The organism is Francisella uliginis (genome assembly GCF_001895265.1).
GTDB classification, from domain to species: Bacteria; Pseudomonadota; Gammaproteobacteria; order Francisellales; family Francisellaceae; genus Francisella; species Francisella uliginis.
The window spans coordinates 67,413-86,446 of record NZ_CP016796.1 but is presented as its reverse complement, the minus strand read 5'-3'; the positions used below and the strand labels follow the sequence as shown (position 1 = coordinate 86,446).

Sequence of the window (19,034 nt, the reverse complement as noted above, 5' to 3'; positions counted from 1 at the left end):
TTTCCAGAAGAGGAAAGATAAATAATACAAAGAGAGTAAAACCTTGTCAATATAAAAACACAAAAAAACAACTATTTTATACTATCATCTATTAGCTCATCAAACTTCTCTTGAGATAAGAATTTTAGCTGTTTATTTGCTTCTTTTAGAGAAATATCTTCTTGATAAGCATAGTGTGCTAGTTCTGATGCTTTGTCATAACCTATAAAAGGGGCAATAGCTGTCACTAGCATTAAAGAATTATGTAGATAATAATTTATTTTTTTCTTATTAGGTATCATTCCTTTAATCAAGTAATCTGAAAAATTAAGCATACTATCTGATAACATCTGAACTGACTGTATAATGTTAAATATTATTAATGGTTTATACACATTCATCTCTAAATATCCAGCTGAGCCTGCCATAGCAACAGCTACGTCTAATCCCATAACTTGAGTTGCTACCATAGCCATGGCTTCACACTGAGTTGGATTGACCTTACCAGGCATAATGGATGATCCAGGCTCATTTTCAGGCAATATCAGCTCAAACAAACCTGCCCTAGGTCCACAACTAAGGATACGAATATCATTAGCAATTTTAAATAAAGAGTTAGCTAAGACTTTTAATGTGCTCATTAAAGCGACTAAAGCATCATGCGACCCTTGTACTTCAAATTTATTAGCTGCTGTAATAAAAGGTTGTTGTGTGATTTTGGCAATATTTTCGGCAACAAGTTTAGCGAAACCTTGTGGTGCATTGATTCCTGTTCCAACTGCTGTACCTCCTAAAGCCAACTCATAGACATCCCCCAAAGCTAGCTCTATGCGTTTAATATTTTTCTCAAGCAATGCCGCATAACCACCAAATTCCTCACCTAACTTCATAGGTACAGCATCTTGCATATGGGTTCTACCAATTTTAGTTATATCCATCCAAGCTTGCGCTTTGTCCTGTAAGTGACTCCTCATATATTTAACTGTTGGAAGTAGTTTCTGAGAAACTGCTATTACTGCAGCAATATTCATCGCTGTTGGAAAGCTATCATTTGAAGATTGAGACTTATTAACATCATCATTTGGATGAATAGGATTTTTAGTTCCTTTTTTATTACCATATAACTCATTTGCTCTGTTAGCTATGACCTCATTAACATTCATATTTAACTGAGTACCGCTACCTGTCATCCAAACATATAATGGAAAGTTATCATCTAACTTACCTTCTAATACTTCGTCAGATGCCCTAATGATCAGGCCACTCTTTTGCTCTGATAGTATACCTAGTTTATGATTTGTAATAGCAGAGGCTTTCTTAATAATAGCCATAGCTCTAACTACTTCTAATGGCATCTTATCATTGCCAATTGAGAAATATTTTAATGATCTTTGGGTTTGAGCACCCCAATACTTATTATTCTCAACTTTAATATCTCCTAAACTATCAGTTTCTACTCGCATCTCTTACTCCCCTATACACATATATATCAAATTTAACATTTTTATGCTGTGCTCAGAAGAACTATATATTTTTAAGTACCTTCTAGTTAAAATTAAATACTATTAAAAAACTCTCAAAAGGATAGATCATGCAAACTTTAGATGCATTAAAAAATCGTAAATGTGTTAGAGATTTTTTGTCTAAGCAAATTCCTCAAGATATCTTTGAAAAACTTTTCGAGGCTGCAAAATGGACACCTTCAAGTAAAAATACTCAACCATGGAAAATTGCTGTAGTTAGTGGTCAAAAGAAAATAGATCTAATGAATAAAATTCTAAACGCTTGTGAAAATGGTGAAAAACCAAGGATGGAATATAATTATGATGGTGATACCCCCTTAGAGGGTGAATTAAAAGAAAGAGCTATTAAGTGTGGTCACGATCTATATACTGCATTAAATATCTCTCGAGAAGATAAAGAGAAACGTATCAAACAATGGAAAAAAAACTACATCTCCTTCGATTCTCCATCAGCTATTTTTATATTTAAATATCCTACTGACAGTATTAGTAGTTATATGGACTGTGGCATGCTAGTACAATCTATCTTACTTGCCGCTACAGATTTAGGACTTGCAACATGCCCACAAGCATCACTAGGACATTATCCTGATATTGTTAAAAAAGAACTAACTGGCTTTGATGACTGTACACTAATATGTGGAATAGCCATAGGTTATGAAAATACCTCAGCAGCTGTAAACAACTACCGTACAGAAAGACAAAGTATTAAAAACCTTATCAGTTTTTTCTAATCTCTTTAGTAAACTTCAATATGATGCTATTATTAAAACATTAAAATTAAATTTAATTTAATGATAGATATGGGCGTACTCAGCAAAGATATTATTGAAGCAACTCGCTACTTCCTAAAATTAGTTGAACTAGGCTCGTATAGTTCAGTCAAAAAATATTATGGTGTTGAGCTTAACACTATAAAAAATAAAATTGAAAATTTAGAAAGGTTTCTTGATATAAAGCTTATTATGAACATACAAAACCGTATCTCACCAACAACTGATGGTATGAAATACTACCACTCTTGTAATAAGACTTTTAAAGATCTAGAAGATACTATCCAAAATGTAAAGCAAAGTGGCTTTAGAGAGCGCAAATCAATAAAGATTCTTGGAGCTCCATTATTTCTAAAGATTGTTATTGATTTAGTACTTCCACAAATCCAAGAGATCAATGAAGAATCTTTTAACTTTGCTTTAGATAGTTATCAAATTGATAACCTAAATGGTAGTCAATATCAGTTTGATTCATATAGTGTTATTCAAATTTTTAATAAACATCTCGAGTTTTTAGACTTAGATGATTGGATAGTTTGCTCATCAGTAGAAGCTATAAAATTACCTGCTCACATATATGGTAATAAAGAACTTATCAAAGATATGCATAACAATCCTCAAAAGATTATGGAAGCACCTATCGTTTTTAATAGATATGACTTTTCTTTAGGAGTTACCGAGTTTAAGCATGGTTCAGAAACTTATAAATTTAATTTAGATAATGTTAAATATACAGTTGATAATGAAATACAAAAAGCAAACCTACTTAAAAGTAAAAATGTAATTGGCTTTATGCCTAAATTCTATCATGATGCCGTACTAAGAGACTACGAACATATGGCAAAAATAGAGGGAGTTGAAGTTGAGTTTCCTCTAGAACCACATCTAGTATTAGTATATAAACACTCAAAATATAAAGATGAGTTGATAAATATCGTTAGGGCTGGTATTGATAAAATAAGACGCAAATATATATATACATAACCAAAAACTACTTCTTTAAAACTCTATTTACTATTAAGCTTTCGATAGTAGCTACACTAGCATGAATAAATATAATAGCTAAGCCAATATAGGCAAAATATTCATGTAGTTCTTTAATTTCGATAACATCTGCTCTTGGCATCACATCAAGAATTGAAGGTAAGCCAAAAGGAATTACATAAGTTCCTTTTGCACTAATCAAACACCAGCCTAAAATAGGCATCAATATTAACCACACATACAAAAATACATGAACAAGCTTTGAAGCAATACTTCTAAAAGAATTATAGTACAACCTTTGGCCTATAATTGGAAACGTTACAAATTTTCTAATCACAAGTCTTAAGATAGTTAAAAATAAAACTAAAAATCCTATATATAAATGAGAGCTCTTCATAGCATCATGAAATAGTGTATGTTTGCCAAAAGTACTTCTAAACTCAATAGATATAAAAGCTAGAAATATCAAAATAACAGTAAGCCAATGTATGTAAACCATTAACCGATTAAGCTTTGTATGCATGCAACTAAGTAATAATTATTAAATAATCTATGATTATAATGATTTTTAGAAATAAAAGGAAAAATAATTATATAAAGCTCTTCTTAGAAAGTACCAAATATATTAAATAATATTATATAAATAACACTAGTAACAGCTATACATGCCGGAATAGTTAAAATCCATGCTATAGCCATTTTTCTAACAACTTTCCAGTTAACACCAGAATCAGCATAACCAGCACCCATTATTGAACCTGATGCTACTTGAGTTGTACTAACAGGTAAACCTATATGAGAAGCTGCTAGAACCAAAGCACCTGAGCTTAACTCGGCAGATACAGCATTTACCGGCTCCAGCTTAGATAGTTTAGCACTTAAGGTCTTTATTATCTTCTTTCCTCCTGAAAGAGTACCTAACCCCATTGCAATACCACATAATATAATTACCCAAGTAGGTACTTCAGTAGTACTTACTAGTCCTGCACTTAACAAAGCTAACGTAATTATTGACATTGTTTTTTGGGCATCATTTGAGCCATGAGAAAAAGAAAGTAAACTAGTAGATACAACCTGCATCTCTCTTATATATTTATTTGTCCTTCTAACACCACTTAATCTGATAAAAATATTCAGTAGAACTATACAAATAATTAGCGCTAAGAAAAAGGCCATTATTGGCGAACTAACCATAGGAATCAAAACCTTATTAACAACAGTCATATAGTTAACATCTTGATAACTAGCTCCGATAATCACAGCTCCAACTAATGAACCTATTAGAGCATGCGATGAACTTGATGGAATACCAAAACTCCAGGTAAAGAAGTTCCAACTAATAGCTCCTAAAAGAGCTGAAATTAATACAATATCTGTAACAACATTGGTATCTACTAGACCTTTTGAAATAGTTGCAGCCACTGCAGTTCCAAAGAAAGCTCCTAAGAAATTAAAAAATGCTGCTAAGCCTATTGCTTGACCAGGCGTCAAAGACTTTGTCGCAATTGGTGTTGCAACTACATTCGCCGCATCATGAAAACCATTAGTAAACTCAAAAAATAAAGCAACTATAATAATCGCGACTAAAACTATTGAAATCATATGGCAAATACCTTTTTAAACTTCTTTGACATGAATTCTCATTATTGACTCAGCTATTGAAGTACAAGTTGAAATAGCATTCTCAATAGCTTTGTAGATATCTTTAACCTTCATTATAAATATTACATCGCCCTCTTCAAAGTGAGAGAAGCGTTTAAGAGCATGAGCCAGGTCTTCCAAAACATTTTCATCTAAAGCTGTCAATCTAATATATAAGTTTTTCAAATCTTTCTTATTGCCTTTTGCAAAAGCTTTCATCATATCATCTAAAACTTTTGTCATTTTACGCAATGTTTCAACACAGTTTGCTAAGTATAGATTTACATCACCTCTTTCCTCTTCCATCAGGATCTGCATATACCTATGTATCTTAACAATTCTTTTATTTAGCTTTAGTAATAAAGTTATTACATTATGTAACTCAACTCTATCAATTGGTGTAACAAAATGTCTCGCTAATTCATGATCCATCTTATTAGCAACTTCAACAGTTACTGTTCTAGTTAACCTTAGCTCTTCAGAAAGCTCTGATAGAGTTAGGTTATCTTTTTCTTTAACTATTTGGCCTAGAATTCTAGCTGAGTCTTCAACGGCTTCTGTTGCCTCTATCATTAACTCAAAAAATATCTTATCTTGACTTGGGATCAGACTCTTAACCAGTTTGCGCAACATTTATATAATCTCCTAACTATGTTTTTGCATATTTGACACTCAAAGTTTATAACAAAGAAATAAGCAAAGACAACAAGAAATTATTATTTTTTTTATATTATTATTTTTATTGTTTTAGTAGCAAAACTAATATATTATATTGTGCTTTTTAGTGAGAAAAACTCTTTTTTAAGAAAAGAGAGAATATAGTTTAAACTACTCTCTTAAAAATTGAAAGAGTATTTTTTATGTTAAGAATTTAAGCTCTTATATTCACTAATAAATAAAATTCATATAAAGAGTTACAACCCATATTATAAACTCTATAGTAAAAGATACAAAAACTAATGCTGAGCCAGCATCTTTAGCTTTCTTTGCTAACTCATGATAATCCTTTGTTATCAAATCAACCACTCTTTCTATAGCGCTATTTATAATCTCTGAAAATACTGGCAAAAATGATACTAGTTGAAGAACAAATTTAGAGTTTATACTTAAAGGAAGTATCCAAATAAAGATAGTCAAAACTACAAATAATAAAAGTTGTAACCTAAATGATTTTTCATTTCTGAAAATATCTGATAAACCACTAAGTGCATACTTTGTATTATTAAAAAGAGTAAATTTAGGTTTATTTAACATCTTTAAAAGCCCTTATATAGAAAATTTAAATCATTTTCTTTAGATCATTCATAATATCAAAGGCTTCATTAGGCTCAACAAGTTTAAACCTAAACTTAGTCCCCGGAGCAAATTGCGCAAGCTTACTTATATCTGGCTCAATAACATTTACAACTCTAGGATAGCCTCCTACGGTTTGGCGATGCCTCATTAAGACTATAGGTCCTCCTGGAGATAGTTGCACTGTTCCATCAGAGACAGGCTGAGATATCATTTCAACTTTCTGTGTATCTAAGTTTGTCCCATTTAAAGGTAGTCCCATTTGACTAGAGTTTGGTGAAATCTCCCATGACTGCTCAAAAAAAGCGTTATCTTTTAAAATAAAATACTCTGGCCCCTTTATTACTCTTATGAAATTATTCTGATAATTAAGATTTACAAATTCATCTAATTTTTCAGACCTTTTACTACCAATCAGTTGCTGTAAATCTGGCTCAAATGCTATAGCTAAAACAATTGTTCTAAAGCCTTTTTTTGTACCTTTAAACTCTAAATTCTCATCCTTACTAAGCTTACAAACTCGATTATATGGAATATTTTGTGAGTCAGTTTCTGTTCTTTCATAAGAGGCTCCACATATAACCATTAGCAGGTCTCTATTGGCTTTTATTTTAGATGGATAAATCATTTCTATTGCTTGAAAACTATTAGGCTTTTTCAATAAATTATAAGCCGTAATAAAGCTTAATTGATCCTGTGCACCTTTAGGAGACACTCCCTTATCTTGAGTCCCAAATTCTCTTAATGAAATAGGAAAAGACAATCCTCCATTAACTGAAAAAAGATCTGTCATAACTAGCCTTTTGCTTGATTAAGTTCTTTTGCTAACTCTAAAGCTATCTCGCTATCAGAATGTATACATATCGTTTGTGAATCAAAAGCTATTTTTTCACCATTCACATTTATAAAACCTCCTGCTAACTCACGATACTGCTTAACTGCTTTTTGTACCTCTTTAATTTCTGCATTTGGTTGACCCCTAGGTACAAGCATAGGATTATTATTCTTATCTAATAGATAACCTCTTTCAGCAAAGCTTTCTTTTATTGTTTTTATACCATTTTTTTCAGCATATTCTTTCAAAAGACCGAAAGGACTAACCAATAGCTCTTGAACGTCATTTTTGACACACCAAGAAACAAATGTTCTAACTAAGTCTTCATTAACATTAAGCTCGTTGTATAAAGCTCCATGTGGTTTTATTGCTTTTATATTTCGACCAAAAAGAGCAAATTGCTCATCAAAAGAGTTACATAACTCATTATCAGGTATTTTGATAACTTTTCTACCAAAATTTTCTTTATCTGGATACGATATATGCGCTGTTATTTTTACATTATTCTTTTTGCAAAGATCTACGTAGTAATCAACACTTTGTTTATCTCCAGCATGGCCTCCACAAGCAATATTTGCAATGTCTATATATCTCACCAATTGATCATCAACAGCATGAGCAACGCCTCTTTCACCTAGATCACAATTTATCAAAAGCATTTTATATCTCCCTAAAAACTATTTTATCTCCAGGCCTAAGCTTAGAGAAACCTTTAAAATCTGATATACCAATTATATTCCACCCACTAGGTGTTTGCTCTGGAAAGATAGTTGTTTGAGCCCCTCCAATACCAACAGATCCTGCAACAATTCTATTCCTAGGAGTCTCTAATCTAGGTAATGACAGGCTTTTATCTAGTCCTAGTAAATATGGCAAGTATGGTTTAAAACCAAGCATCGCAATATGGTACTCATTTTGAGTATGTCTTTTTACAATTTCAGACACTGCCAACCCAAGTTTCTCTGCTGCTAACTCCAAATCTTGACCGTTATATTTAACATCTATATTATGAGTTTGTGACTCTATCACCTGATTATAATCAACATTCTGTATTCTATTTAAGATAGCCTCTTTAAGCTCAAGAGGATCACTATAATCAAAATGAAAAGCAACAGAATTATATGATGGTACAATATCATAGATATTAAACTTACTACAAAACTGATCATCTGCTATGATGCTTTTATATATTTTAAGGACTTTTAAGTTATCTTCTAAAGATAACTCATCGCCTAAGTTATAAACAAAGCAGTTTTGACCTAAAAAATACTCTTTCATAACAACTATTACCTAATTAACTTTACTAGTAATTTCTTTACAAGTCTCTGGCTCAAGCTTATATAAAGTAAATAAACCTACAACAGCACTTATACATATAATCCCAACAGCCATATAATCAGATATATGCTGAGCTAGATAAAAACATACAAAAGGTAAAAGCCCTCCATAAACTCCAAAGCCAATATTATAAGCTAAAGCAAAGCCAGTATAACGTATATCCTTAGGAAAACTCTCAGTGAAGATTACCATAATATTGCCATAAAATATTCCAAAAATAGCAGCCATCACTATAAAGAATAAAATTAGCAGATCACTATTAGACTTATATAGCCCATATATTGGTAAAGGTAATAACAACATTAAAACTAAGCCTGTAGCTATTATAGATTTAATATTAAAAAACTTAGTTAATTTAGCAGAAAAAGTACATGAGCCGATAAAAACAACTAAACTTATTGTTGTTAGAATAGCGACATCAACATTTTTATGGCCAAGTATCTGTGTAATAATATTTGGCAATATTGTTATTTGGAAATATGCAACAACAGCACCAGGGAAACATAACAACATCATAAAGACTATACTTTTCCAATATTTAATAACCAAGTGTACTAACTTTATTTGCTGCTTTTCAGTCTTTTTAGTATCACTATCACCACTATGTTTTATAAAGAAAGACATTACTACAAGGATAATTGCTATAGCAAACAAAATTCTCCAACCTCCTGCTGCCATAAGATCATCAGGAATAAAGTATCTAATAATTTGAAAGCTAACAATTGCCAACAATATCCCACCAAAAGCACTTGCTATTACATTTGCAGATGCTTTTGCTTTACCTAATATAGTATTTTCTTCTTCTACAAGAATAACTACCGAACCACTATACTGTCCACCAATAGCTATACCTTGGAGTATTCTAAATACAACCAGTAATATTGGTGCTAAAAAGCCAATCATTGCATAAGATGGTAATAGAGCCATACCAACAGTAGGAACACCCATAAAAAACGCAGCCCATGCAAGAGCCGTTGTTCTTGATTTTTTATCACCAATATAGCCAAAGATAATACCACCAAAAGGTCTAGCTAAAAAACCTGCAGCAAAAGCTCCAAACGCAGCTAAAAAATTAGCAAATGGACTATCAAGGTTAGGGAAAAATGCATTACCAATATATCCAGCACAAAACGAATATACTGTAAACTCATACCACTCAGCTGAGCTTGCTAAAAGTACTAATAATTTCTTCATTATTCAACTAATTATTTAAGAACAATACTTCTATTTAAGTATATTTTTCGGCAAAAATACACTTTTAATAAGAAATTAATAAAGATTTTTGAAATTTTATTTAATGAAAAGATATAATATTTATAAGAAAATAATTTTTTATTTAAGTCTTACTACTAGAACGTCAACATTTGCTTCATGTAAGATGCTGTTTGCAGTTGAGCCTAAGAAGAATCTGCCTATAGCGCCTCTTCTATGACTTCCTACAACAATTAGATCATTTTTACTTTCTTCAGCTTTTTCCAATAGGCTATTAGAAATCCCACCAATCATTACTGACTTCTCACCGTTTATATTGTTTTTCTCAGCAAATTTTTCTAAAGCTTCTTCAACTTTTGCAGTCTCATAAGTCATCAAAGAGATACTGTCATTTGGTATAACAAACGCTGTATCTAGCTTCGCATCATAGAGCTTAGCAACTTCTTTTGCCTTATCAACTACAGCACATGAATCATTTTCAAGATCTGTAGGTACTAGTAGTTTCTTATAATTATGAGCTTTACTTACAGCAGCTTCATCTTCACTAACCCTTACAGTTAGCACATCACATTTAGCCTTATGTAAGACAGCATTAGCAACAGAACCTAAAAGTAGGTTTATACCATGAGTAGCATGAGAACCTAGCACAATTACATCACATTGACTTTCTTCTGCGAATGTAACAATTTCTGCTGCAGGATTACCAACAAGCACTTCATGCTCAACTTTAATACCTGAAATTTTAGCTACTAGCTTATCTAGCTCTTCTTTTGCTTCTTTCTCTATTGAATGCTGGAAATCGACTATTGATGGCGCAAACGGCGCTACACAATCGATAACTGTAACTACTTTTAGAACTTCTGTATTATTTTTCTTAGCGAAGTCTACAGCAGAATTAATTACAACATCTGCATTCTCATAAACATTTACCGCTAATAAAACCTTTTTATACGCCATGACGACTTCTCCTAACATGTCTTCCTTTAACTTCATTATAACAAACAAAAATAAAAAAGCATTTAATTACACATCAAATTTTATTTTTATAAATTACTTCAAAATATTTCCATATTTCACTAGGTAATTCTTGATTTAGCTCAAACGTATATTCAAGCATTTTCTTAGGTTCTAAAAGCTCTCTAGCATCTAAACATTTTGAAATTGTACCTAAATATAGATATTCATCATTCTTGTTTGTCCTAGCAAAAACATACCTTGTATAAATATCTTTCGTTAAGTTTTTTTCTAACTTATCATTTAAATTCTTCCCTACTTTAGAGTAATAGGTAAATATTTTTGACGAAATAAATTTATTATCATGCTGTGTGAATTTTTTATTTTCATCAAAAGTCATAAAAAGAAGAACTTTATCATCAAAAGCTCTATATCCAGCTAAGTTAACTCCTCCATTGGTATAATCTTGGTTTAGCAGATGAGCAATATCCTTTTTTGAATACTTACTATACATTGCTAAACCTTGGTGTTTATAATGATTATACTTTTCTAGATACACCAACTTATTATATTCAAGCAAATCTCTAAGTTGAGATTCTAGGAAGCTACTATCTTTTATTAAATCTGCTACTACAAGTATAACTTTACCACTACTTATAGATATCAAAGGTTCATAATCTTGTCTTGCAGCATTAACTGTAAATATATCTAAAGATAGGTGTTTTAGAGCATTTTCAAAACTATCGATATCAAAGTCATTTAGTTTTCTTCTAATATCTGACTCAAGTTGAGATACTTCCAATTTATCACAAACTAACAAACTCTCTAAGACTAATATTTCATATAACCTTTTTGCTGGTGTAAATTCTTTAGAAACAAATTTCAAAACTAAATATTGTCTTCTACTAAGCTCTGCGATAGTTTCCTTAAAAGATTTCAATACATCATAGTATGTGTCTTTGGCAGATAAAATCACTTCTGGAGATATAAAATTATATTTTTGAAAATCGACTAATGTTGGTATTCCTCCAAGCTCTTTTTTCAATTGCTTATAATCTCTTTTAATATTTTTTAGCTGTGAAAAATTTGTTACCTGAATATTTTTATAAATAATTTCTTTAGCAATGCTGGTAAATGTTATTGTACTTTGTCCCACTATATAGCTATTTGGTGAGACAACAAACTTTTTAAGTTCATCTCTGTCATAACTATTATTCTGGCTTAATGCTACAGGAATAAGAAAGTTATTATCATAATTTGCAATAAAATCTAGAACCACAACGAAATGTTTATTTTTATACTTGCGTAAACCTCTGCCTAGCTGTTGAATGTAAACTATAGCACTTTGTGTTGGACGAAGTAATATAACTTGATTTACACATGGAATATCAATACCTTCGTTAAAAATATCGACTGTGACTATCACCTCTAACTTATTTGACTCAAGTTGATTTATAATGTCTGATCGATATTTTTCCGAATCTTGGCTTGTTAAGGCTTTGGCACTTATCCCTTTTTCAGTTAATTTAGTAGCCAACTGTTTTGCTTCACTAACATTACTTACAAACATTAATGCACTTCGATGATTACCACTAAACTTATAAATATTCATCTTAGCTATGATATGCTCAACACGATCATCGTTAATCAGCTTTGAGAAATCTTTAGCTAACGACTTTTCTGACTCAATATAGAAATCCTCTATAGCAAAATAATGAAATGGGCACAGTAAGTCTTCTTCTAGAGCCTGATGTAATCTAATCTCATAAGCAATGTTATAGTCAAATAACTTAAATATATCCGCTTCATCTGTGCGCTCCGGAGTAGCGGTCATCCCAAGTAAAAACTTAGGTTTAAAGTAATCAAGTACTCTTTTATAGCTATTTGCTTCTGCATGATGTACCTCATCAATAACTATATAATCAAATTCCCTTTTTAAAAAACCCTCTAAAACTTTTGGATTTTTAAGTGTTTGTATGGTTGCAAATAAGTATTCTGTAGAGTCTTTTTTATCTCCTGTATATAAACCTAGAGTTTTATCTTTAATAACTTTAGCAAAAGTTTCTTTAGCCTTCATTGCTATATTTGTTCGATGAACTATAAAAAGACAACGCTTAGGCTTAATTTTTGCAACATCAAAAGCGCTTAAGAAAGTTTTACCTGTACCTGTAGCGCTTATTATCAAAGCTTTACCTTTACTATCTTTTCTTAAAGCCTCTAGATTATCTAAAGCTTCTCTTTGGATTTTGTTTGGGCTTATTTCACTGTTTTGTAGATATATATTTTGAATAGTCTGTAAACTTTGTTGTTTTTGATATATTTTTCTATACTCATCGATAAAGTCACTAACCAACTTAGCTTGACTAAAGAGTTTATTAAACTCTGATAAAGCTTGTTTGATAATTTCATCATTCTGATTAGCCTCAAAGAGAATATTCCACTCACTATTTACTGTTAGAGCAGATTGAGTTAGATTTGAGCTACCTAACATTACCTGCCAACTTTGCTTATTTCTAAAAAAGAATCCCTTAGCGTGGAAGTTTTCTTTATCTAAAATCTTAAGCTCGATATTATTAAACTCAAGAAGAGTATCCAATGCTTTAGGTTCTGTGAAGTTTAAGTAACATCCCGTTAAAATCTTACCTTTTATATTATTAGCTTGTAGCTGGCGCAAAGATTCTAAGATACACAAAACTCCACTAAGTGTCACAAATGCAACACTTATTATAAACTCATCACAATTATTTAGCTGATCATTTAGTTCTGTTACGATTTTAAAATGTTTTGAATTTGTAAGAAATCTCTTAGAGTTTTTACTCATACTATATTTGGACAGGAACTGCAGAATTTAAATTTGTACTGCCTGAGCTTTTACCCCAACAGTAAATACCTTTATTTTGTTTCGCAATACCACAAACATATGTTTTAGATACACTTAATCTACTAAATTTAATATCTGTTTTAACTTTCTGTGGTTTACTAAAGTGTCCTCTTTTTCCATTACCAATCTCTCCCTGCTCACCATCTCCCCAACAATATGCACTTCCTTGCTTGTCTAAAGCACAAGCATACTTACTCTGACCATATACTTTTTCAAACTTATTCTTATCACTGAAGTTCATACCTAAAGAATCTGAAGTTTGAGCTTGTTGTTGCTCCTCTGGCTCTTCAGTATTCTTATCATTAATACAGTAAATGTTGTAATCTTTATCCATAAAGCATTTTGAGCCACTCTTCTGACTAAGACCTTTGGCTTTTTGAAGTTGTTTATAATGCTCTTCTATTTGTTTAGCATTATCATTATCAGAGTCAGCTTCGATAATATCATGATGACCAACCCTAAGCTCGCCAGAAGCATAATAAGCTATATTTTTATTATATTCATTATTCCTATTGTAGGCTGAAAAGAAACTTTGGGTAAAGGTTTCAAGAGCAAAAGCACTACTATATATCAATAAAAGTGCAATTATTATTATATTTTTTTTCATAAATAATCTTCTTAATATTATTTTTTAAATTTTAACTGGCACTGAGGAATCTAAGTTTACAGTACCTTTTTTACTTTTACCCCAACAGTATACATCATTAGATTTCTTGGCAACTCCACAAGTATATGTTCTTGCCATAATTAATCTACTAAACTGCATATCTGTTTTGACTTTTTGTGGCTCATTGAAAAGACCTTTTTCTCCATTTCCAACTTCACCATTACTACCATCTCCCCAACAATAAGCATGATTATGTTCATCTAATGCACAAGCATAATGTGCTTTTGTGTATACTTTTTTAAACTTAACATTTGTATCAACTTTTTGTGGAGTTTTTGCTTTGCTTTTTATGTTAGGCGTACCAAGTTGACCTCTTTTATTACTACCCCAACAGTAAACCTCATCACCATCGTCTAGAGCACAGTTAAAATCATCTCCTTGACGAATATTTTTAGATTTTTTAAGCTTCTCAAGATGCTCTCTCATTTCCTTACTAAGTCTTTTACCACCATCACTAGTCGTATCTTTCCTAAGCTTATAATCTCCACATCTTATTTGTCCTGAAGCATCATAGCTACAATTATAATTTTCAGACTCATCCTTACTGAAGTTCAAACCATACTTCTGAATTTTTGCATCATCTCGATAATTATTATTTTTAGGTGAGAAGTTATCAGTTGAATGATTATGTTCATCAAAAAAAGACTGCGTAAATGTAGCAAATGCATGAGTACATAAAAGTACAGCAGCTAGAAGAACTATAATTTTTTTCATAAATAAAAGTTAATTTTTAAAATTCCATATAAATGTTAAGTAATGATAAATCAAAATACTCACAAGTAAAATTCTATAAAAAGATTTTTTGCTCCCAATAACGCAAAAAACTAAAGAATCTCTCTTCTTTTGTATAATTCTCTCTATCAACGTAAGGTTTTGTTATAAGTATTGGGTAGCACCCAGCTATAAAGCATGCTAAAGCTCCCGTCAAGAGTCTATCATCAACAAGAGCAACTTCTTGTGGCTCACAAGCTACTGTGTATATAATCTTATTGAGACCATCAGGGTAAGGCTTTTTTGCAACCCCCGATATAAATCTAATTCTAGGAAAGTATTTCTTAAAATACTCGAGTCTTTCTTGAGTTGGCTTATTTGAAAGGATAAATATATTACTCTCGTCAAATTTAGTAACAAAGTCATCTAGCCACTGTTTAACTTCAGCAAGAATTTCTGGCTTACCATGGCTAGCCAACACTCCATCAAAATCTAAAGCCAAATAACTAACTTTCTTGTCACTTAAGAATTCAGGCGTCAAGTGAATAACTCTTTCTAAGCAATTGCTATACTTTAGAGATTTAAGCATTTTTCTATGCCTAAACATTTGTTTAATAGTATATAAAGATCGACTAAGCATTTTTTTTCAAATCCATATCTTTTTTCAAATATAAAGCTTTTTGATAAATATCATTTTTTTTAAGTTTTAATAGCTCTGATGTTAATTTAACAGCTTTTTTTAAAGGTAACTCATCAAGTAGTGCTTCTAGTAATAAGTCTTGATCAATATTTGATGAATCTGATGTACTTATATTATTACAGTCAACGATGACAACAAATTCACCTTTTAACTTTTCTGGATAATCCTTAAAAAACTCTATCACATGAGCTGGTTTACCATTAACAAAAGTCTCAAACTGTTTTGTTAGCTCTTTTGCAACAGCTATATCTACATTTGGTAAAATACTATCTAAGTCCTCTAGTAAATACTCTATCCTATGCACAGACTCATAGAGTATAACTGTTGTATTTAGTTTTTTAAGATCTTGTATTTGCTCTTGTCTTTTTGCTTTCTTTGCAGATAAAAAACCTTTAAACATAAAACTATCAGAAGGCAATCCAGCAGCCGATAAAGCTGTGGTTACTGCACTAACACCAGGAATGGGAACTACTTTGTAATTATCACTACGTAAGTTTGCTACTATCTTATATCCAGGATCAGATATTAATGGAGTGCCTGCATCACTAACTAAAGCAACCTTTTTTCCATCATCCAAAAACTCTTTAACCTGTTGCACCCTGGACTCCTCATTAAAATCATGACACGATACTAGCTTTTGTTCCGCTCGTATATTAAGGTTCATTAAAAGCTTTGCTGTTACACGAGTATCTTCAGCTAAAATCACATCAGCTGATTTTAGTACATCCATAGCACGGAGAGTTATATCTCCTAGATTACCTATTGGTGTCGCAACAACATAAAGAGTTGAACTACCTATACTATTCACCTAACATCTCCACCAGGTTTGTAACATCTCCTGCTCCTTGTACTAAGATAATCGAATTATCATCAATAATTTCTTTTAAAGTAACCAAAACTCTGCTAAAACTATCTACTAAAATACAGTTAGTAAGTTTTTTGGCTATATCTTTACTTTCTGCTCCTTGAATAACCTCTTCACCAGCTGAATAAGTTGGAAGTAAAACTAACTGATCCGATAAACAAAGAGCCTTTGGCCAATCTTTAAATAGATCTCTATTTCTTGTATATCTATGCGGCTGAAAAATATGAATAATCTTTTTATTAGGAAATCTATCTCTAACAGCCGACAAACAGTTAACCACCTCGACAGGATGGTGGCCATAATCATCGATTACTTGAATTTTATGTCCTAAAATAGTTTTTGTATACAGGTCAAACCTTCTTGCTACACCTTCAACACTTAATAATGCTTTTCTTATATCTTTATACTCAAAGCCGAGATCTAAACAGCTAATGATACATGCTGTGGAATTCTGGACATTATACTTCCCTGGTAACTGAATAGTAAAATCTAAATCACTACCCTTATAACAAACTTTAAAATTAGTATAATTATTTGCTACATAGTAATCTTTTATCTGAGCATCGGCTTCTTTCGAAAAACCATATAGAACTATATTTTTATCATCCAATGAATCTTTTGCTAATAAATCATTACACCCTTTATCATCAGCGCATAGATAAATATTCTTAATGGTTTCCTTAGAAAGAAATAGCAAAAAATTGTCTAAAAGATTAGCGTAGCTATTTTGATAAGTTGTCATATGATCGAGATCAATATTAGTAACTACAGCAGATTGCGGATTTAAATGCAAAAATGATGCGTCACTTTCATCAGCTTCAACAACTAACTTATCTGTACCATTAACTTGTATATTTGAGTCAAAATGTTTGACCACTCCACCAACAACAAAACTACTACTCTTATCAAGATGACATAACAATGTTGCCAATATACTAGATGTTGTTGTTTTACCATGAGTTCCTGTTACAGCAATACTATGATTAAAATTTTTCATCAAAATTGCTAAAAACATTGCTCTTTGTAGACACTCTATACCAAGCGTTTTAGCTTCTTGTAGTAAATGATTTTTAGCAGGGATTGCACTTGAATAGACAACCATATCATAACTAGACAAGCTAATATTATTTGTTGTAGTAAAGATTTTGATTCCTAAAGACTTAAGTTTAGATGTCAGCTTAGTAGAGCTACTATCATAACCCTCAACAACAGCTCCAAGATTTCTCGCAGCTATCGCAAGAGCTGAAACCCCTATACCACCTACACCAAGAAATAATATTTTTTTATCCAAACCCGTCTATACAGCAAGTATGCAAACATTTTATATATTAGATATAATATCACACCAGCTCTATCAGTCACAGTCCTCGCCAATATTTAAACACTGCTTTACTTAGCTCTTGCAACATACCTTTACCATCAGCAGCATGTATATTATTATCTTGACACCATTTTGTAAAAGTAGTCCCACCATCTGCGTACATTAAGTCATAAGCAAAAGCGTTTTTAGAAAAGTTAGTTGTTTTTAATGGCAGCATCTCTTGGTAAATACTTGATGATGTCGAGTTAATAACAATATCAAAAATACCTGAGATATCTGAGAAATCTTCAATATTTATGGAAAAATCCAATTTAAATAAATCAGCAATAGCTTGTGCTTTCTGCCTAGTTCTATTTGTAATAGTTAGCGAAGCTGGTGACTCTTTTATTATTGCTGCGACAACTGCTTTTGCTGCACCACCTGCTCCAACTACAAGAATTCTTTTATCCTTAAATTCAACTTTATAATTATTTTTAATGTCATTAACAATTCCTAAACCATCATAATTTAGAGCTATCATCTTACGTTCAGGAGTAAAGATAACATTACTAGCGGCACCGACCTTTTTAGCTGTCGTATCAGAGCCATCAGCTAAGTCAAAAACCTTTTCCTTATGAGGAACCGTTACACTTAAGCCTTTAATTTGATTATTATTTTTAAACTCTGTAATCTTCTCTTCCAGATCTTCAGGTTTAACTTCTACAGCAGTAAAAACAATATCTTGATTATATTGCCTTGCTAACTCCATCTGAATTTTTGGTGATAAACTGTGTTTTACAGGATACCCAATAACATGGTATAAATCTGACATTAATAACTCTTTATCAATTTAGAATAGTAAGATTATATCATGCTAAAAAACATGATTAACTTGATTAGCGCATAAAAAATAAATATCATTAGGCACATAAAAAAGTAAAATATTCAAATATTTAAAATGAAAAAAATAATAATAACGTTAGGTTTAAGTGTATTTTTATCTACTGGTTTTAGCTTACAAGTATCAAGCGGATCAACTCAGAAAGTAGACTCTAATAGTAAAAGAGCCCCTACTACAATGAATGCAGCACCGATAAATCTAACTAAAGAACAACAAGCTAAACAAAATAAAATACAAATAGATCAACCTAAGCAAAAAGAACAACTTGTAGGTTCTAGCTCTTCTACATGGACTCCTGCATACCTTAAAGTTAAAAAGTTCAAAAAATGTTTAAGCACTGAAGAATACAGAGGTTGGCAAGGTTACTGCCTACCAAGCAAGCAACCTAAAAAGTGTCCTGATGCATCATGGAGCGAACTAAACAAAATGAACTTAATTCCTTGCTCAAAAAGCAATTAACCACTTTTACAAATACAA

General features: G+C 31.5%; 20 protein-coding genes. 3 read left to right on the top strand and 17 right to left on the bottom strand.

Annotated elements, in window-relative coordinates; genetic code table 11:
- Positions 1 to 71: 71 nt before the first annotated feature.
- Positions 72 to 1,442, bottom strand: coding sequence for a class II fumarate hydratase (fumC, locus tag F7310_RS00445; protein WP_072711115.1), 1,371 nt, complete (start codon positions 1,440 to 1,442; stop codon positions 72 to 74).
- A 128-nt stretch (positions 1,443 to 1,570) separates the two neighbouring features.
- Between fumC and F7310_RS00440 the strand changes: the two genes are divergently transcribed.
- Positions 1,571 to 2,236: a nitroreductase gene (locus F7310_RS00440; RefSeq protein ID WP_072711114.1), complete on the top strand. Its 666-nt coding sequence runs from the start codon at positions 1,571 to 1,573 to the stop codon at positions 2,234 to 2,236.
- Between the two features lie 69 nt (positions 2,237 to 2,305).
- A complete protein-coding gene (locus tag F7310_RS00435) occupies positions 2,306 to 3,259 on the top strand; it encodes a LysR family transcriptional regulator (protein ID WP_072713500.1) in 954 nt (317 codons plus the stop codon).
- A gap of 7 nt (positions 3,260 to 3,266) precedes the next feature.
- Here F7310_RS00435 and F7310_RS00430 read toward each other — a convergent pair whose 3' ends face one another.
- From F7310_RS00430 to aroE, 16 genes are all read right to left on the bottom strand, one after another.
- Positions 3,267 to 3,758, bottom strand: coding sequence for a cytochrome b (locus F7310_RS00430; protein WP_236939874.1), 492 nt, complete (start codon positions 3,756 to 3,758; stop codon positions 3,267 to 3,269).
- A gap of 107 nt (positions 3,759 to 3,865) precedes the next feature.
- Positions 3,866 to 4,861: an inorganic phosphate transporter gene (locus tag F7310_RS00425; RefSeq protein WP_072711112.1), complete on the bottom strand. Its 996-nt coding sequence runs from the start codon at positions 4,859 to 4,861 to the stop codon at positions 3,866 to 3,868.
- 15 nt (positions 4,862 to 4,876) lie between these two features.
- Complete coding sequence (locus tag F7310_RS00420; RefSeq protein WP_072711111.1) at positions 4,877 to 5,533, bottom strand: PhoU family transcriptional regulator; 657 nt, start codon at positions 5,531 to 5,533, stop codon at positions 4,877 to 4,879.
- Between the two features lie 255 nt (positions 5,534 to 5,788).
- Positions 5,789 to 6,154, bottom strand: a complete 366-nt coding sequence (locus F7310_RS00415; protein ID WP_072711110.1) for a diacylglycerol kinase — start codon at positions 6,152 to 6,154, stop codon at positions 5,789 to 5,791.
- Positions 6,155 to 6,179: 25 nt separating this feature from the next.
- Positions 6,180 to 6,986 (bottom strand): 5-oxoprolinase subunit C family protein, encoded by an 807-nt coding sequence (locus F7310_RS00410; RefSeq protein WP_072711109.1) that lies wholly within the window; start codon positions 6,984 to 6,986, stop codon positions 6,180 to 6,182.
- 2 nt (positions 6,987 to 6,988) lie between these two features.
- On the bottom strand, positions 6,989 to 7,687 hold the full coding sequence (locus tag F7310_RS00405) for a 5-oxoprolinase subunit PxpA (RefSeq protein WP_072711108.1): 699 nt from the start codon (positions 7,685 to 7,687) through the stop codon (positions 6,989 to 6,991).
- A 1-nt stretch (position 7,688) separates the two neighbouring features.
- Complete coding sequence (locus F7310_RS00400; protein ID WP_072711107.1) at positions 7,689 to 8,306, bottom strand: 5-oxoprolinase subunit B family protein; 618 nt, start codon at positions 8,304 to 8,306, stop codon at positions 7,689 to 7,691.
- 12 nt (positions 8,307 to 8,318) lie between these two features.
- Complete coding sequence (locus F7310_RS00395) at positions 8,319 to 9,560, bottom strand: MFS transporter (protein WP_072711106.1); 1,242 nt, start codon at positions 9,558 to 9,560, stop codon at positions 8,319 to 8,321.
- Between the two features lie 138 nt (positions 9,561 to 9,698).
- Positions 9,699 to 10,535, bottom strand: a complete 837-nt coding sequence (locus tag F7310_RS00390; RefSeq protein WP_072711105.1) for a universal stress protein — start codon at positions 10,533 to 10,535, stop codon at positions 9,699 to 9,701.
- A gap of 73 nt (positions 10,536 to 10,608) precedes the next feature.
- Positions 10,609 to 13,353, bottom strand: a complete 2,745-nt coding sequence (locus F7310_RS00385; protein ID WP_072711104.1) for a DUF3427 domain-containing protein — start codon at positions 13,351 to 13,353, stop codon at positions 10,609 to 10,611.
- A 1-nt stretch (position 13,354) separates the two neighbouring features.
- Positions 13,355 to 14,020 (bottom strand): RCC1 domain-containing protein, encoded by a 666-nt coding sequence (locus F7310_RS00380; protein ID WP_072711103.1) that lies wholly within the window; start codon positions 14,018 to 14,020, stop codon positions 13,355 to 13,357.
- 24 nt (positions 14,021 to 14,044) lie between these two features.
- A complete protein-coding gene (locus F7310_RS00375) occupies positions 14,045 to 14,794 on the bottom strand; it encodes an RCC1 domain-containing protein (protein ID WP_072711102.1) in 750 nt (249 codons plus the stop codon).
- A 73-nt stretch (positions 14,795 to 14,867) separates the two neighbouring features.
- A complete protein-coding gene (locus tag F7310_RS00370; protein WP_072711101.1) occupies positions 14,868 to 15,431 on the bottom strand; it encodes a YqeG family HAD IIIA-type phosphatase in 564 nt (187 codons plus the stop codon).
- On the bottom strand, positions 15,424 to 16,299 hold the full coding sequence (gene rsmI / locus F7310_RS00365) for a 16S rRNA (cytidine(1402)-2'-O)-methyltransferase (RefSeq protein WP_072711100.1): 876 nt from the start codon (positions 16,297 to 16,299) through the stop codon (positions 15,424 to 15,426). Before rsmI ends, F7310_RS00370 begins: the two co-directional genes overlap by 8 nt.
- On the bottom strand, positions 16,292 to 17,647 hold the full coding sequence (gene murC, locus F7310_RS00360; RefSeq protein WP_072711099.1) for a UDP-N-acetylmuramate--L-alanine ligase: 1,356 nt from the start codon (positions 17,645 to 17,647) through the stop codon (positions 16,292 to 16,294). The genes rsmI and murC overlap by 8 nt, the downstream gene beginning before the upstream one ends.
- A 67-nt stretch (positions 17,648 to 17,714) precedes the next feature.
- Entirely contained in the window at positions 17,715 to 18,488 is a 774-nt protein-coding gene (gene aroE / locus F7310_RS00355; RefSeq protein ID WP_072711098.1) for a shikimate dehydrogenase, read from the bottom strand.
- A gap of 126 nt (positions 18,489 to 18,614) precedes the next feature.
- Here aroE and F7310_RS00350 point away from each other — a divergent pair, with 126 nt between their 5' ends.
- On the top strand, positions 18,615 to 19,016 hold the full coding sequence (locus tag F7310_RS00350) for a hypothetical protein (RefSeq protein WP_072711097.1): 402 nt from the start codon (positions 18,615 to 18,617) through the stop codon (positions 19,014 to 19,016).
- Positions 19,017 to 19,034 lie beyond the last annotated feature (18 nt).

What these genes read in the sequence shown, in the direction of transcription:
- aroE (WP_072711098.1), bottom strand. Translation starts at nt 18,488, where the DNA reads ATGTCAGATTTATACCATGTTATTGGGTATCCTGTAAAACACAGTTTA.
- F7310_RS00350 (WP_072711097.1), top strand. Translation starts at nt 18,615, where the DNA reads ATGAAAAAAATAATAATAACGTTAGGTTTAAGTGTATTTTTATCTACT.
- F7310_RS00425 (WP_072711112.1), bottom strand. Translation starts at nt 4,861, where the DNA reads ATGATTTCAATAGTTTTAGTCGCGATTATTATAGTTGCTTTATTTTTT.
- F7310_RS00400 (WP_072711107.1), bottom strand. Translation starts at nt 8,306, where the DNA reads ATGAAAGAGTATTTTTTAGGTCAAAACTGCTTTGTTTATAACTTAGGC.
- fumC (WP_072711115.1), bottom strand. Translation starts at nt 1,442, where the DNA reads ATGCGAGTAGAAACTGATAGTTTAGGAGATATTAAAGTTGAGAATAAT.
- F7310_RS00415 (WP_072711110.1), bottom strand. Translation starts at nt 6,154, where the DNA reads ATGTTAAATAAACCTAAATTTACTCTTTTTAATAATACAAAGTATGCA.
- F7310_RS00390 (WP_072711105.1), bottom strand. Translation starts at nt 10,535, where the DNA reads ATGGCGTATAAAAAGGTTTTATTAGCGGTAAATGTTTATGAGAATGCA.
- F7310_RS00385 (WP_072711104.1), bottom strand. Translation starts at nt 13,353, where the DNA reads ATGAGTAAAAACTCTAAGAGATTTCTTACAAATTCAAAACATTTTAAA.
- F7310_RS00375 (WP_072711102.1), bottom strand. Translation starts at nt 14,794, where the DNA reads ATGAAAAAAATTATAGTTCTTCTAGCTGCTGTACTTTTATGTACTCAT.
- F7310_RS00420 (WP_072711111.1), bottom strand. Translation starts at nt 5,533, where the DNA reads ATGTTGCGCAAACTGGTTAAGAGTCTGATCCCAAGTCAAGATAAGATA.
- F7310_RS00405 (WP_072711108.1), bottom strand. Translation starts at nt 7,687, where the DNA reads ATGCTTTTGATAAATTGTGATCTAGGTGAAAGAGGCGTTGCTCATGCT.
- F7310_RS00410 (WP_072711109.1), bottom strand. Translation starts at nt 6,986, where the DNA reads ATGACAGATCTTTTTTCAGTTAATGGAGGATTGTCTTTTCCTATTTCA.
- F7310_RS00380 (WP_072711103.1), bottom strand. Translation starts at nt 14,020, where the DNA reads ATGAAAAAAAATATAATAATAATTGCACTTTTATTGATATATAGTAGT.
- F7310_RS00435 (WP_072713500.1), top strand. Translation starts at nt 2,306, where the DNA reads ATGGGCGTACTCAGCAAAGATATTATTGAAGCAACTCGCTACTTCCTA.
- F7310_RS00430 (WP_236939874.1), bottom strand. Translation starts at nt 3,758, where the DNA reads ATGGTTTACATACATTGGCTTACTGTTATTTTGATATTTCTAGCTTTT.
- F7310_RS00395 (WP_072711106.1), bottom strand. Translation starts at nt 9,560, where the DNA reads ATGAAGAAATTATTAGTACTTTTAGCAAGCTCAGCTGAGTGGTATGAG.
- F7310_RS00440 (WP_072711114.1), top strand. Translation starts at nt 1,571, where the DNA reads ATGCAAACTTTAGATGCATTAAAAAATCGTAAATGTGTTAGAGATTTT.
- F7310_RS00370 (WP_072711101.1), bottom strand. Translation starts at nt 15,431, where the DNA reads ATGCTTAGTCGATCTTTATATACTATTAAACAAATGTTTAGGCATAGA.